Below are 12182 nucleotides of genomic sequence, written 5' to 3'. Positions count from 1 at the left end.
GGGCCGGGCAAGGCGCAGGACCGGCAAGACACGGGGACGGGCACAGCAAGGGGCTGGATGGGGTGAGGAGTGGCTCACGAGCCGTGCAAGGCCCCGGCGGCCACGCGGAGGTCGGCGACCAGCCCCGCGTACGCATCCGCGCGCCCCGCGTCGTCGGCCCGCAGAATCGCGGAAGGGTGGAGGGTCGCCAGGACGAGTCTTCTTCCGTCGGTGGTCGAGCGTCCCGCCCCGTGCCCATCCCGTTGTTCCTCTCCCTCCTCCGGCAGGGGAATGAGAGCGCCGCGGTCCTTCGTCACCCGGAACGACCGCCCCAGCAGCGCCTTGCCGGCGGTCGACCCGAGCGCCACCACGACCTCGGGGTCGACCAGGCGCAACTCGGCGTTCAGCCAGGGGCGGCAGGCGGTCATCTCCCGCAGGCTCGGTGGCTTGTGGATGCGGCGCTTGCCTCGCGGTGCGGTGGTGAACTTGAAGTGCTTCACCGCGTTGGTGAAGTACGTCGGTTCCTCGCCGAGGCCGGCGTCCCGCAGCGCCTTCTTCAGGAGGCCCCCGGCCGGGCCGACGAACGGCTTCCCCTGGCGGTCCTCCCGATCACCGGGCTCCTCGCCGACGAGCGCCAGACGTGCCGTCGGGCTGCCCTCCCCGAAAACGGTCTGCGAGGCGTCCAGAAACAGCGGGCAGCCCCGGCAGTCCGCCGCGGCACGCCGATACGCCGCGAGTCCGCCGCGCCGGGGCAGGTAAGGGGTGGCGTCGTACTGCTGCCCGGCGGCCTCGGTGCCGTCTCCGGTCATCGGCGTCGTCTCCCGCCTCGGTCGTCTCCTGGCTCGTCCGTTCCCGCTCGTCCGTTCCCGGTCGTCCGTCTCCTGGCTCGTCCGTTTCCTGCTAGCTCGCCTCTTTGCTCGTTCGCTTGTCGCTCTCCCATCTCCTGCTCTCCCGTCTCCTGCTCGCTCGTCTCCTGCGGCGTCACCTGGCGTGCCGCCGTATGCCCCCCTCCTGGAGCGTCACCGTGTGCCACCCGCGCTGCCCTCCCCCCGTCCGGCCATCTTCACCGCCCCGCGCCGCCGTCGCAGCGCGGACGCCCACGGCTCGCGCCGCGTCCGGACGGACCAGGCGTCAGGCGTCAGGCATCAGGCATCGGGCATCAGGCCCTCTCCGGCTGGCACCTGGAGCACCACACGGTGCCCCGTCCCGCGATGCGGTCCCTGTGCAGCGGCTCGGCGCAGCGCGGACATCGCGCATCGGCGTCGTCACGGTGGCCGGTGAGCCAGGACTTCCGGGGTGGCACGCGTCCCGCCCGTACGGCCGACCGCAGGGTGCGGCGCATCTCCCGGTGCAGCCGGTCGCGTTCGCCGGCCGTGAGTGCGCCGACCCGACGGGCCGGGTGCACCCGTGCCCGCCACAGGATCTCGTCGGCCAGCAGATTGCCGAGCCCGGCCAGCACCGACTGGTCGATGAGGGCCGATTTGATGCCGCCGCGGCGCCGGGAGAGCACCGCGGCGAAGCGGGTACGGCCCAGCGTCATCGCGTCGGGGCCCTGGCCCTCCAGGGTCCGTGCCACGCCGGACTCGTCCGCCAGCCACAGGCCCTGGAGTTTGCGCTGGTCGCGGTAGCGGAGCTGACGGTCCCGGCCCACCGTGAACAGCACGTGGTCATGGGGGCCGGGCGGCTCGGCGGGGTGGCAGCAGACCAGCTCCCCGGTCATGCCGAAGTGCATCATGAGCGTAGGCCCCTGGTCGGTGCGGGCGAGCAGCCACTTCCCGTGGCGCTCGGGCGCGGCGAATCTCCGCCCCGCCAGCTGACGGCGCAGCCGCGACGCGCTCACCCCGTGCAGCACTCCCGCGTCCCGCACCTCGATCCGCTGGATCGGCCTGCCCTGCGCACAGGAGACCAGAACCTTCCGGAACGCCTCGACGTCCGGCAGCTCAGGCATCGCCCGACGTCCCGGTTTCCACCAGGACGCGGGCCGTGGTGAGCCGGGGGGCGCCGGCGTCGGGGAGATGCATTCCCGTCTCCGTACCCGAGCGCAGATACCGCAGTACCGGCTCGTTCAGCCGCTCGACGGGCAGGACCACGGGGGTGCCGGAAGGGTCGGGCCTGATCATCTCCGCCGCGACGCGTCCGGCGGCCTCCTGGACGGGCACGTCCTCGACGGTGCCGAAGCAGGCGTCGCGTGGCGGGCGGCTCTGGGTCAGCCGCAGACCGGCGGGCGGCGGCACCTCCACGACCGGGGCGGGCGGCAGGTCCGGCGCGGCACGGGACAGCTCGCCCAGCGCGGCCAGCAGCGTGCCCGTGGTCGCCCGGTCGTCGGCGTGGGTGAGCTGGGTGTTGATTCCGCCGTGGTCGGCCAGATGGGCGTCGACCCGGCGGTGCGTGCGCAGCCAGTCCGCCGCCCGGTATCCCGTCGTCCCCGGGCCGCGGACGTCGACGACGAGGGGACGCGGATCGAAGTCGTCGGCGAGTCCCGGCCCGCAGAAGACCGCACGGCCCTCGACATGCAGCCCGTCGATCTCCTCGACGGCGGCCCGCACGCGTGCCGCCCGGTCCAGCGCACGCCCGATAAGTTCGCGGCCGTGCAGGGCCATTTGCCGGCGCCAGCCGTCCAGTCCGGCGTAGATCAGCACGGACGGGCTGGTCGTCCCCAGCAGATCGGCGCGGCTCTTGAGCAGGGCAGGTTCGATCAGATCGCCCGTCAGATGGAAGACGGACGACCCCCGTTCCAGGCCGCTGCCCATCTTGTGGATGCTGGTGACGCAGATGTCCGCCTCGGCGTCCCTGGCCCACGACGGGAGATCGGGGTGGAAGGGCACGGCGTCGGCCATGAGTCTCTCGGCGCGTTCGAGGGTTTTGTCCCTGGTGCGCCGGTCGTCCAGACCACCGGAGGCCAGCACGTCCCCGTAGAACACGGCATCGCCGAGGATTTCCCGGACCTCCGGATCGGCGCCGCGCGCCTGCTTGTGGCCGGGCGGGCTGAAGCCCGGCCGGCCCGTCGCGTGACAGTCCGCCAGCGCTTCCGGTAGGGGGGCCCTGCGGTGGTCAGGAGGCATGGCGCAGACCTCCGTCCTGGCTGCCCGGCGAGAGCGGGGCCACTGCTCCGGAACGCGCGTCGGAGCGGCCGCGGCGTCGGCTCGACGGTACCTCGTCCCACCCCGTCCCGCTCCGCGGCGGAGCGGCCGCGGGCGCGGGGGACGACGACCGTCGGCAGAAAGCCGAGGAGGATCCGCACACCCGTCCGGGTGACCCGCACTTCCGGCAGCAATTCGTTCCAGCATGGCCTTCGCGCCATCTCGTCGCCGGCAGTACCGCCGGTATCGCGCTGAGTACCGCAATCTGGCGGTGCCGGGCGCATAATTATCTGGGGAAAGGAGCACGCCCAGCCGGATGCCGAAAGCAATGAATCCACTGACGTAGCCGATATCGCTGTCTTCACCGGCAACCGGCTGATTCCTGTTCGAGCCGCTGTCCACCATCCACCATTGGAGCCCTTTCCATGACGGGCAACATCTGGAGCCACCAGGACACCACAGGCTACCGGCCGGGTACCGACCTGACCGGCTTCAAGGTCGAGGCCATCGACGGCGCCGTGGGCACGGTCGACGAGCACTCCGCCGAGGTCGGCGCCGCATATCTCGTCGTCGACACAGGCGGATGGATCTTCGACAAGCATGTCCTGCTGCCGGCCGGCGTCATCTCCTCGATCGACTTCGACAACACCACGCTGTATGTCGCCCGTACCAAGGAGGAAATCAAGAAGGCCCCGGAATTCGACAGAACAAAGCACATCGGAGACGACGATTATCACCGTCAGATCGCCGGTCACTACGGCGCTCCCCACACCTGAGCACGGCCCAGCCGGTGCGGCGTGGCGCGTCCCGACGCAAAGGAGCCCGGTCATCCGCTGCCCCCGTCGCCGGGCGTCTCGGCCGCCACCTGCCTGAGCGTCCGGCCGCTGCGCACCGACCGGACGCGGGCCGGGTCCGGGGTGCCGTGCCCGGACGCGTACGTGTCGTTCTCCTTCACCAGCAGCCAGGACTCACGGTCGCCGGGCTCCCTGCCGGTGCGGAAGCGGGTGAGCGCATAGCCGCCGTGCAGCTTGGTCCCGTCCAGCCAGAAGGAGGCGTGCCCGTTCTCCAGGTCCTCACCGAATCCGGCGGTCCGGCGCTTGCGCTTGCCGGGGAGCGGGCGGTAGGTGCCCTGGTCCCAGACGATCACGGTGCCCGCGCCGTACTCCCCCGGCGCAATGACGCCTTCGAATTCCCGGTATTCCAGTGGGTGGTCCTCGGTCGGCATGGCGAGGCGTTTGTCGTGCGGGTCGGCGGAGGGGCCTTTCGGTACGGACCATGATTTCAGGACGCCGTCCACCTCCAGCCGGAAGTCGAAGTGCAGGGTGCTCGCGTCATGGATCTGTACGACGAAGCACGGCTCGCCGCCGGTGGCATCGCCGGTGCCCCGGGGCTCGTCCGTGCGGTCGAAGTGCCGTTTACCGCGGTACTCCGTCAGGTCTTTTTCGCTGCTCACGACCGTTCCCTTCGCCCAGGAATCGCCGAGGATTCGCCGAGGAATCTCCAAAGACTCGCCACGACAAAAGCGTGATGAATCCAGCAAAACGGCAGGAGTGGCAGGCTTCAACCCGTGCAGCGAGCGAACCCGTAACGCGGGCTCAAAGCCGTACGCCGGGCTTGAAGCCATGTGCCGGGGAAAGCAACGACCTTCCGCCGGACCGTGCCCCGGCTGGCCGCCCACGCGGACGCCCTCCTGCTCGACGCCGCCCTGTTCGCCCGGCCTGATCGCCTCCGGCGTGGTCATGGGGATCCGGACCGCGTGAAGTTCATGATCACGGGTGGTGTGCTGCTCATCGCCGTGGCCATCGCCTCGCTGTCGCGGCGCGCACAGAAGTCGCACGGCAGGGTGTGAAGCGCGGGCGGTCCCGGCCATGGCCGGCCCAGCCGACACTGCCGGGATCGGCCCGTCCTGCCGGCTCAGCGCTCCGCGGAAGTGGGCGCGGATGCTCGGGCCGGGAGTCCGAAACGACGATGCGGCCGAGCCATTTGACCGAATTGGTGCCGAACATCCTCGGCACCACGGCGCGCACGGGGAATCCGTGCTCCGCGTCCAGCGGTGCGTCGTTCATCTCGTAGGCGAGCAGCACCTCACGGCGGGCGATATCCAGCGGCAGATCCTTGAGGTAGTTGTGCTCCGGAGAGCCGCGGAAACTGCCCCGGTCCACGCCCTCGAACCAGACGTGCGCGGCGTGCGGACGCGGCACCGCCTGATCCAGCAGCCGGGCCAGCGGGACGCCCAGCCACTCCACGTTCGCCACCGCCCGCGTCGGGACATTGGGGGCGGTCGGATTGCCGAAACACTCGTGGAAGGCGGTCAGCCGGCTCGCGGGAAGCGCGTGTAATGCCTCCTGGTCCAGCCGCGACGGATGCTCGACGAGCCCTTCCACGGTCAGTGACCAGGTCGAGGCGTCCACGTGCGGAACACTCATTGCTTTCTGACGAATACCTCTTGGACCGGGGTGATGAAGTCCGGCGCCCCGGCGCGCACGTGTGTCCCCGTGCCCGTCCCTGTGTGTGTCCCCATGCCCGTCCCCGTGTAGGTCCCCATGCCCGTCCTCATACGTGGCGTCATGCCGACGACGCTGAGCAGCAACTGCCAGGCCGGCGAAACGCATGAGGCAGCACCGGGCAGGGGCTCGCCAGCGGCATCACCGTGTCCCGCCACTCGGGCCATCACACAAAGTGGCCGCTCAAGATGCCGAGCCGCCCGGGCCCTGATTCGCTGAGGGCACCAGCATTCATGCCGCGTCGGAGGAACCACCACTATGAGCTCAAACGAAATCCGCGCACGGATCCAGCAGATGAGGGAAAAGGCCCAGGAGCTGAAAGCAGCGGCGGAGCGGACGGAAGACCCCGAAGAGCGCAAACGGCTCCAGGAAAAGGCCCGCAGGCTGCAGAGCCAGAGCGAGCAGGAGAGCATGTTGCGTGGCGGAGACATCTACCCCACCGAATGAGGGCCCCATGACGATGACCGCCGGAACGGATCTGCTCGTCGATGCCTTCGGACGGGTCAGGGAGGCCGTCGAGGAAGCGGTCGACGGCCTGGGCCCGGACGAGCTCGCCACCCGCGTCGATGACGCCAATTCGGTCGGCTGGCTCATCTGGCACCTCACCCGCATCCAGGACGACCACATCGCCGGAGTGGCCGGCACCGAGCAGATCTGGACGTCGCAGGACTGGGTAGACCGCTTCGAGCTGCCGTTCCCGGACGACGACACCGGCTACGGGCACTCCACCGAGGATGTGGAGGCGGTGCGCGACCTGAGCGCGCAGCTGCTCACCGGCTATCACGAGGCCGTGCACGACCACACCGTGCAGTACTTGGCCGGGGTCGAGGACTCGGACCTGGAGCGCATCGTCGACCGCGCCTGGACGCCGCCGGTCACGCTGGGGGTCCGGCTGGTCAGTGTCATCGCCGACGATCTGCAGCATGTGGGCCAGGCCGCGTTCGTCCGAGGAATGCTGCTGGGCGAGTAGCCGCTGGTCCGGCGGGCCTACACAGACCAGGAGACACACCAGGACATACGCCAGGACACACACCGGACACCCGGCAGCCGCCGCTGGAGCATCGCTTTCCGGCGGCGAATGTTTTCCCTTGGCCGCCTCCGGGGCGGAATTGAACTCGGTGTGTGCGGGCGGGCCGAACAATAACTCTCTCGGTTCACCGGGGCCGAATTCCTTCGGCGCGAAATCTCCTGGGGATTGCCGAATGTGCTCACCCACCCGATGGGATGAGCTGGCAGCAGCGCGGCATGAGCGAGACAGCCCGGTGGAATCACTACGGCCACTGCTGGCTATGCAATACAGGAGGACTTATGCGTCTGAGGACCACAATCACCGCTGCCGCGCTGGCCGCCACCGCTTTGTTCGGCTCCGCAGGAATCGCGAATGCTCAGGGAACCGACGGGCACGGCTACACGGGTGACTCGGCCACGCGGGCAGGCGAAAGGGTATCCCGGGAGGGCGCAGCGATCTCCCAGGAGGACTCGGCCTCCCGGGCAGGCGAATCGGTCTCCCGGGACGGCGACCAGGTCTCCTTCGACACAGGCCGAATCACCGGCTACGACGAGAACACAGGAAGAACCGTCTTCGTCGACCTGCCGACTTTCATCAGGCATCTACCGGACAGGTTCTAGGTGTCCTGAGTCAGAGATTCGGTGGCAGTAAGCGGCGGCTTTGTCGAGGATCTCGTCGGCGGTCTTGGTCCAGATGAAGGGCCGTGGGTGCTCGTTCCAGTCGGCGAGCCAGGCACGGATGTCGCGTTCAAGGGCCTGGACGGAACGGTGGACGCCACGCTTGGGTTTCTTCTGGGTGAACTCGGCGAACCACCGTTCCACCAGGTTCCGCCAGGACGAGCTGGTGGGCGTGAAGTGCAGGTGGAAGCGGGGGTGCGCGAGCAGCCACTTCTTGACGGCCGGTGTCTTGTGGGTGGCGTAGTGGTCCAGGATCAGGTGTACCTGGAGGTGGACAGGCACTTCCTTGTCGACCTTGGCCAGGAACCTCTTGAACTCAGCGGCCCGGTGGCGGCGGTGGAGTGAGCCGATCACCTTCCCGGTCGCCACTTCCAGTGCGGCGAACAACGTGGCGGTGCCGGCGCGGACGTAGTCGTGACTGCGGCGTTCGGGTGCTCCCGGCATCACGGCCTCGGCTCGTCACACAAACCGTCCAGACCGCGGTCGAGGAACCGCCGGCGTCAGGTGCGGACCGTGTCCGGAGCGATCCCGAGACGGCGCGACACCTCCATGATCGAGTGACCTTCGGCGCACTCCAGCACGATGCGGGACCGCTGGGCCAGAGCCTGCGCGGTCGACCTGCGACGCACCCCTAAGGGTTGCGAGCGCCCCTTGTAGGCCACAACGCGAAGGCTCGGGCGGCATTCCGACGGCGGGGGCCTGGGAAGGCATTCCTCTCCGCGTGACCGGCGAGACGCAGCCAGACGCCGCGCACGACACGCAGCTAGAGGCCGCGGGCCCGCGGCCACGGCGGACGACGAGGTTGTCCGTCCACAGCGGACGAGGTTACCCACTGAAAGGCAAAGGTAAAGGCAAGGAGGTTACCCACTCCTTGCCACTCTCAACGTATAGCGCACTGGGGGGCTTGCGGCAAGGCCCCCGTCGTGCCGCAGAATCGCAGGCCGAAGCCAGAACCTGCGGAAATGGGAGATTCACGAAGTGCGTGTGTTGTTGTCGCTTTATGGGGCATGCGGTGACGTCGAGCCGGTGACGGAACTCGCGCTACGGTCGCGGGCGCTCGGCGCCGGGCGGCGGGTGTGCGCGCCGCTGGACTTCGCGGGCGCGGCATCGGATCGGAGCTGATGACGTGAACTCCCTGACCACCAGCGCGTTCGACCTTCCCGACCGCCTCTCCCCCAAGGCCGACCCGACGCTGATCATCGGCGACGAGCAGCACTTCGCGGCTATCGCGGAGAGCCTTGAGCAGGCGATCGCCGAACTGTCCGACCGCCTCGATGCCGAGCTCAAGGCGCCCGGCGGCATAGGCCGGCAGGCGATGGACCGGGATATGGAGATCCACCGGCTGACCGGTCGCCTGCGCGCCTTGCGTCGCTTCGGTCTGGACCTGTGCCTCGGACACATGGTCAGCGCGGACAACCCCGAGCCGGTGTACATCGGACGGCTTGGCCTCACGGACAGCGCGGGCCGTCGGCTGCTGCTCGACTGGCGCTCCCCGGCGGCCGAGCCGTTCTTCGCGGCGACCCACGCCAACCCGACGGGTCTGGCAAGCCGCCGCAGGTACCGCTGGACCCGCGGCCGGATCAGCGACTACTGGGACGAAGTGTTCACCGCTGACGGGCTCGAAGGGCACGCCGCGCTCGACGACCAGTCCGCCTTCATCGCCAGCCTGGGCGGCAACCGGTCGGCCCGGATGCGCGACGTGCTCGGCACCATCCAGGCCGACCAGGACGCCATCATCCGCGCGGGATCCCGCGGCGCGCTCGTCGTCGACGGCGGTCCGGGTACGGGGAAGACCGTCGTCGCCCTGCACCGCTCCGCCTACCTCCTCTACTCCGACCCCCGCCTCCGTCACCACCGCCGGGGCGGCGTGCTGTTCGTCGGTCCGCACCACCCCTACCTGGACTACGTCGCCGACGTCCTGCCCAGCCTCGGAGAGGAGGGCGTGCAGACCTGCACCCTGCGGGACCTCGTCGCCGAGGGAGCCGGAGCAGCGATCGAGGCCGACCCCGACGTGGCCCTCCTGAAGTCGTCCGCGAACATGGTGAAGGCGATCGAGACGGCCGTCGGCATCTACGAAGAGCCGCCCACCAAGGGGATGACGGTCACCACCCACTGGTCCGACATCTGGCTGAGCGCCGACGACTGGGCCGAGGCGTTCGAAGCACCGGAACCAGGTACTCCGCACAACGAGGCGCGCGAGCAGATCTGGGAGGAGCTGGTCACGATCCTGATGGACAAGCACGACGGCGACGACGTATCGCCTGACCTGTTCCGGAGGTCGCTGCTGCACGACGAAGAGTTGGTCACGACCCTCAACCGCGCGTGGCCGCTGCTCGAAGCGGCCGACCTCGTCGGAGACCTGTGGTCGGTACCCGCCTACCTGCGGATGTGCGCTCCCTGGCTCAGCCGCGACGAGGTGCGCAAGCTGCAGCGCAAGGAGAGCCCCCACGCCTGGACGGTGTCCGACCTGCCGCTCCTGGACGCGGCACGGCAGCGGCTCGGCGACCCGGAGGCGGCGCGGCGAAAGCGTCGGCACACGGCCGCTGTCGCCGCCGAACGCGCACGCCTGGCCGACGTCATCGACAATGTGCTCGCGGCCGATGACGACGGCGAAGGCGCGGTGACGATGCTGCGCGGCCAGGACCTGCAGGACAGCCTGATCGATGAGACCGCCCTGCCCGGCGCCGCCCCGGACCGGCTCGCCGGCCCCTTCGCGCACATCGTCGTGGACGAGGCGCAGGAACTGACCGACGCGGAGTGGCAGATGCTGCTGCTGCGCTGCCCGTCCCGGAGCTTCACCATCGTCGGGGGCCGCGCCCAGGCCAGGCACGGATTCACGGAGTCGTGGCAGGAACGGCTCAAGCGGATCGGGCTCGACCGGATCGACGTGGCCTCCCTGAGCATCAACTACCGGACGCCGGAAGAGGTCATGGCGGAAGCCGAGCCGGCCATCCGGGCCGTGCTCCCGGACGCCAATGTGCCGGCCTCCATCCGCAGCAGCGATGTCCCCGTCGTACACGGTTCTGTGGCGGATCTGGACTCGATCCTCGACACCTGGCTCGTTGCGCATGCCGACGGGATCGCCTGCGTCATCGGCGCCGGTGACATCGGAATCGGCACGTTCCGGGCGACGTCCCGCGTCCGGTCGCTGACCCCGGAGCTGTCGAAGGGGCTCGAATTCGACCTGGTCGTCCTCGTCGACCCGGAGGAGTTCGGCAAGGGCATCGAAGGAGCCGTCGACCGCTATGTGGCGATGACCCGGGCGACCCAGCAACTCGTCATCCTCGCGAGCTCCTGACGCCGGCCGGGACGATGTGATCGCCGCCCCGCCGATCACGAGGGCCATCGACGCAGGGGGCTGCCCGGGCTTCGCGGTCCGCACCGGGCTGAGTCGGGTGCCGCTGACGATTCGGGTGCGGTGGGGGCGGACGACCCGGCCGAGCGGGCGCAGGCTCTCGGGCGTTGCGGCGCGGTGGGCGAGGACCGTGGGCCCACGACCGCCTCGGCGGTGGTCAGGCCGGCGCCGCGCGGGAAAGGGAACTGGCTGCCTTGGGCGAGGTCAGCCCGGGATGATCAGGTGCGTGGCATGTGGGGACCTGTCGGATGATCAATGGGGCGCTGCCGCTCTGCGGCACGTGCCATGGTGACCGGAGCAACCGCGTGCGGAAAACACGCATCAGGCCCACACCGCCTCCGCCAGCGCCGCCCCCGCGAAGACGGCGCCGAGGCCCGCCGTCAGGCTGGCCGCGATGTTCGCCGCGGCGAAGAAGCGGGCGCCGTCCTCGGCGAGGCGCAGGGTTTCGTACGAGAAGGTGGAGTAGGTCGTCAGCGCTCCGCAGAGGCCGGTGCCCAGGAGGAGTTGGACCTGCGAGGACGCGGCACCGCTGGTCGCCGCGCCGGTTATCAGGCCCAGGACGAGGCATCCGACGACATTGACGGTGAAGGTCCCCCAGGGGAAGACCGCGTCGAGCTTCGCCTGGACGGCGCGGTCGGTGAGATAGCGCAGCGGCGCGCCGACGGCCCCGCCGGCGATGACCAACAGCCAGTTCACCGCGTCTCCTTGCCTCGGCCGTACCGGATGGCCTCGCACACGTCGAGGACGACCAGACCGTCCCCCTGGCCGTCCCCCTGGCCGTCCCCCAGCAACTCGTCCAACTGCGGCAGGAAGCCGCGGATCCGCTCCTCGGTGTCGACGAGGACGACGGCGACCGGGAGGTCTTCGCTCAGCGAGAGCAGCCGGGTGGTGTGGATCATGGACGAGGCGCCGAATCCCTCGATGCCGCGGAAGACCGAGGCCCCGGACAGCCCGGCCCGGTGCGCCCGGTGCACGATCTCGGTGAACACCGGCTTGTGGTGCCAGGTGTCGTTCTCACCGACGAAAATCGTCGCGCGCAGGGCCGGTCCGGTGGTCTTCACTGCTGCCTCCAGACAATGACGCGACGGGTGAGCACCGCCGCGAGCCACACCGCCGCCAGTGCCGCGATCAGCGTGAGGGCGAGGTAGGCCAGTCCGGTCCGGGCGCGGCCCTCCGTCACCAGGTGCTGGATGTCCGCCGCGTACGCGGAGAAGGTGGTGAAGCCGCCGAGGACGCCGGTGCCGAAGAAGGGGCGCACAAGGCGGTGGGCGGCCCACACATCGGTGATCATCACCATGAAGACACCGATCACGGCACACCCGACGGCGTTGACGAGGAGCGTGGTCCAGGGGAATGAGCCGGCGGCCGTCGGCCACAGCAGCGACGCGCCGTAGCGGGCGGATGCCCCCAGCGCACCGCCGAGTGCCACAACTCCCAGCACCGGCCACTGGCCACGCATCAACGCACCTCGTGGGGCGGGCACAGGTACCCGGCGAGCGGCAGGGCCGTCAGCACCGGTGCCGGCACCGGGATGGGCATCGGTGGCATGGGCATGAGTGTGGGTTTCGGAATCAGTGG

14 protein-coding genes and 1 pseudogene are annotated in these 12182 nt (G+C 69.8%); 5 read left to right on the top strand and 10 right to left on the bottom strand.

Annotation, left to right across the window (positions count from 1 at the left end; genetic code table 11):
* Positions 1-74 precede the first annotated feature (74 nt).
* The 3 genes from K9S39_RS38590 to K9S39_RS38580 all read right to left on the bottom strand — a co-directional run bounded on the left by K9S39_RS38590 (position 75) and on the right by K9S39_RS38580 (position 3041).
* Positions 75-788 (bottom strand): UdgX family uracil-DNA binding protein, encoded by a 714-nt coding sequence (locus tag K9S39_RS38590; RefSeq protein WP_248867943.1) that lies wholly within the window; start codon positions 786-788, stop codon positions 75-77.
* Positions 789-1138: 350 nt separating this feature from the next.
* Positions 1139-1927 (bottom strand): Fpg/Nei family DNA glycosylase, encoded by a 789-nt coding sequence (locus K9S39_RS38585; RefSeq protein WP_248867942.1) that lies wholly within the window; start codon positions 1925-1927, stop codon positions 1139-1141.
* Positions 1920-3041 carry an Orn/Lys/Arg family decarboxylase gene (locus tag K9S39_RS38580; protein ID WP_248867941.1) on the bottom strand — a complete coding sequence of 374 codons (1122 nt, stop codon included), beginning with the start codon at positions 3039-3041 and terminating at the stop codon, positions 1920-1922. The genes K9S39_RS38585 and K9S39_RS38580 overlap by 8 nt, the downstream gene beginning before the upstream one ends.
* A gap of 443 nt (positions 3042-3484) precedes the next feature.
* Between K9S39_RS38580 and K9S39_RS38575 the strand changes: the two genes are divergently transcribed.
* Positions 3485-3835, top strand: coding sequence for a PRC-barrel domain-containing protein (locus K9S39_RS38575; RefSeq protein ID WP_248867940.1), 351 nt, complete (start codon positions 3485-3487; stop codon positions 3833-3835).
* Positions 3836-3885: 50 nt separating this feature from the next.
* Here K9S39_RS38575 and K9S39_RS38570 read toward each other — a convergent pair whose 3' ends face one another.
* Together K9S39_RS38570 and K9S39_RS38565 are read right to left on the bottom strand one after the other, a co-directional pair.
* Positions 3886-4512, bottom strand: coding sequence for a DNA polymerase ligase N-terminal domain-containing protein (locus K9S39_RS38570; RefSeq protein WP_248867939.1), 627 nt, complete (start codon positions 4510-4512; stop codon positions 3886-3888).
* 334 nt (positions 4513-4846) lie between these two features.
* Positions 4847-5485 (bottom strand): molybdopterin-dependent oxidoreductase, encoded by a 639-nt coding sequence (locus tag K9S39_RS38565; RefSeq protein ID WP_283113246.1) that lies wholly within the window; start codon positions 5483-5485, stop codon positions 4847-4849.
* Between the two features lie 336 nt (positions 5486-5821).
* Here K9S39_RS38565 and K9S39_RS38560 point away from each other — a divergent pair, with 336 nt between their 5' ends.
* From K9S39_RS38560 to K9S39_RS38550, 3 genes are all read left to right on the top strand, one after another.
* A complete protein-coding gene (locus tag K9S39_RS38560) occupies positions 5822-6010 on the top strand; it encodes a DUF6381 family protein (protein WP_248867937.1) in 189 nt (62 codons plus the stop codon).
* Positions 6011-6023: 13 nt separating this feature from the next.
* Entirely contained in the window at positions 6024-6533 is a 510-nt protein-coding gene (locus K9S39_RS38555; RefSeq protein ID WP_248869170.1) for a mycothiol transferase, read from the top strand.
* A 338-nt stretch (positions 6534-6871) separates the two neighbouring features.
* Positions 6872-7192 (top strand): hypothetical protein, encoded by a 321-nt coding sequence (locus tag K9S39_RS38550; protein WP_248867936.1) that lies wholly within the window; start codon positions 6872-6874, stop codon positions 7190-7192.
* On the opposite strand, the pseudogene K9S39_RS38545 reads toward K9S39_RS38550, so the two are convergent.
* Together K9S39_RS38545 and K9S39_RS38540 are read right to left on the bottom strand one after the other, a co-directional pair.
* Positions 7175-7696, bottom strand: a pseudogene (locus K9S39_RS38545) (IS630 family transposase); the annotation flags it as partial. The gene K9S39_RS38550 and the pseudogene K9S39_RS38545 overlap by 18 nt on opposite strands.
* Positions 7697-7749: 53 nt before the next feature.
* Positions 7750-7878 carry a helix-turn-helix domain-containing protein gene (locus K9S39_RS38540; protein WP_248867935.1) on the bottom strand — a complete coding sequence of 43 codons (129 nt, stop codon included), beginning with the start codon at positions 7876-7878 and terminating at the stop codon, positions 7750-7752.
* Positions 7879-8375: 497 nt separating this feature from the next.
* On the opposite strand from K9S39_RS38540, the gene helR reads away from it, so the two are divergent.
* On the top strand, positions 8376-10547 hold the full coding sequence (helR, locus tag K9S39_RS38535; protein WP_248867934.1) for an RNA polymerase recycling motor ATPase HelR: 2172 nt from the start codon (positions 8376-8378) through the stop codon (positions 10545-10547).
* Between the two features lie 378 nt (positions 10548-10925).
* Here helR and crcB (K9S39_RS38530) read toward each other — a convergent pair whose 3' ends face one another.
* From crcB (K9S39_RS38530) to crcB (K9S39_RS38520), 3 genes are read right to left on the bottom strand one after another with little or no spacing between them, the layout of a single operon-like run.
* Entirely contained in the window at positions 10926-11300 is a 375-nt protein-coding gene (gene crcB / locus K9S39_RS38530; RefSeq protein WP_248867933.1) for a fluoride efflux transporter CrcB, read from the bottom strand.
* A complete protein-coding gene (locus K9S39_RS38525) occupies positions 11297-11665 on the bottom strand; it encodes a DUF190 domain-containing protein (RefSeq protein WP_248867932.1) in 369 nt (122 codons plus the stop codon). The genes crcB (K9S39_RS38530) and K9S39_RS38525 overlap by 4 nt, the downstream gene beginning before the upstream one ends.
* On the bottom strand, positions 11662-12063 hold the full coding sequence (gene crcB / locus K9S39_RS38520) for a fluoride efflux transporter CrcB (RefSeq protein WP_248867931.1): 402 nt from the start codon (positions 12061-12063) through the stop codon (positions 11662-11664). Before crcB (K9S39_RS38520) ends, K9S39_RS38525 begins: the two co-directional genes overlap by 4 nt.
* Positions 12064-12182 lie beyond the last annotated feature (119 nt).

It is taken from the genome of Streptomyces halobius (assembly GCF_023277745.1).
In the GTDB taxonomy this organism is placed as follows: domain Bacteria; phylum Actinomycetota; class Actinomycetes; order Streptomycetales; family Streptomycetaceae; genus Streptomyces; species Streptomyces halobius.
The sequence above is the reverse complement of the archived record's forward strand: the minus strand, read 5'-3'. Positions and strand labels throughout refer to the sequence as shown.

Excerpts from the sequence above, each read along its gene's own strand:
- K9S39_RS38575 (WP_248867940.1), top strand. The coding sequence starts at position 3,485 with ATGACGGGCAACATCTGGAGCCACCAGGACACCACAGGCTACCGGCCG.
- K9S39_RS38565 (WP_283113246.1), bottom strand. The coding sequence starts at position 5,485 with ATGAGTGTTCCGCACGTGGACGCCTCGACCTGGTCACTGACCGTGGAA.
- crcB (WP_248867931.1), bottom strand. The coding sequence starts at position 12,063 with ATGCGTGGCCAGTGGCCGGTGCTGGGAGTTGTGGCACTCGGCGGTGCG.
- K9S39_RS38585 (WP_248867942.1), bottom strand. The coding sequence starts at position 1,927 with ATGCCTGAGCTGCCGGACGTCGAGGCGTTCCGGAAGGTTCTGGTCTCC.
- K9S39_RS38560 (WP_248867937.1), top strand. The coding sequence starts at position 5,822 with ATGAGCTCAAACGAAATCCGCGCACGGATCCAGCAGATGAGGGAAAAG.
- K9S39_RS38580 (WP_248867941.1), bottom strand. The coding sequence starts at position 3,041 with ATGCCTCCTGACCACCGCAGGGCCCCCCTACCGGAAGCGCTGGCGGAC.
- K9S39_RS38590 (WP_248867943.1), bottom strand. The coding sequence starts at position 788 with ATGACCGGAGACGGCACCGAGGCCGCCGGGCAGCAGTACGACGCCACC.
- K9S39_RS38550 (WP_248867936.1), top strand. The coding sequence starts at position 6,872 with ATGCGTCTGAGGACCACAATCACCGCTGCCGCGCTGGCCGCCACCGCT.
- K9S39_RS38555 (WP_248869170.1), top strand. The coding sequence starts at position 6,024 with ATGACCGCCGGAACGGATCTGCTCGTCGATGCCTTCGGACGGGTCAGG.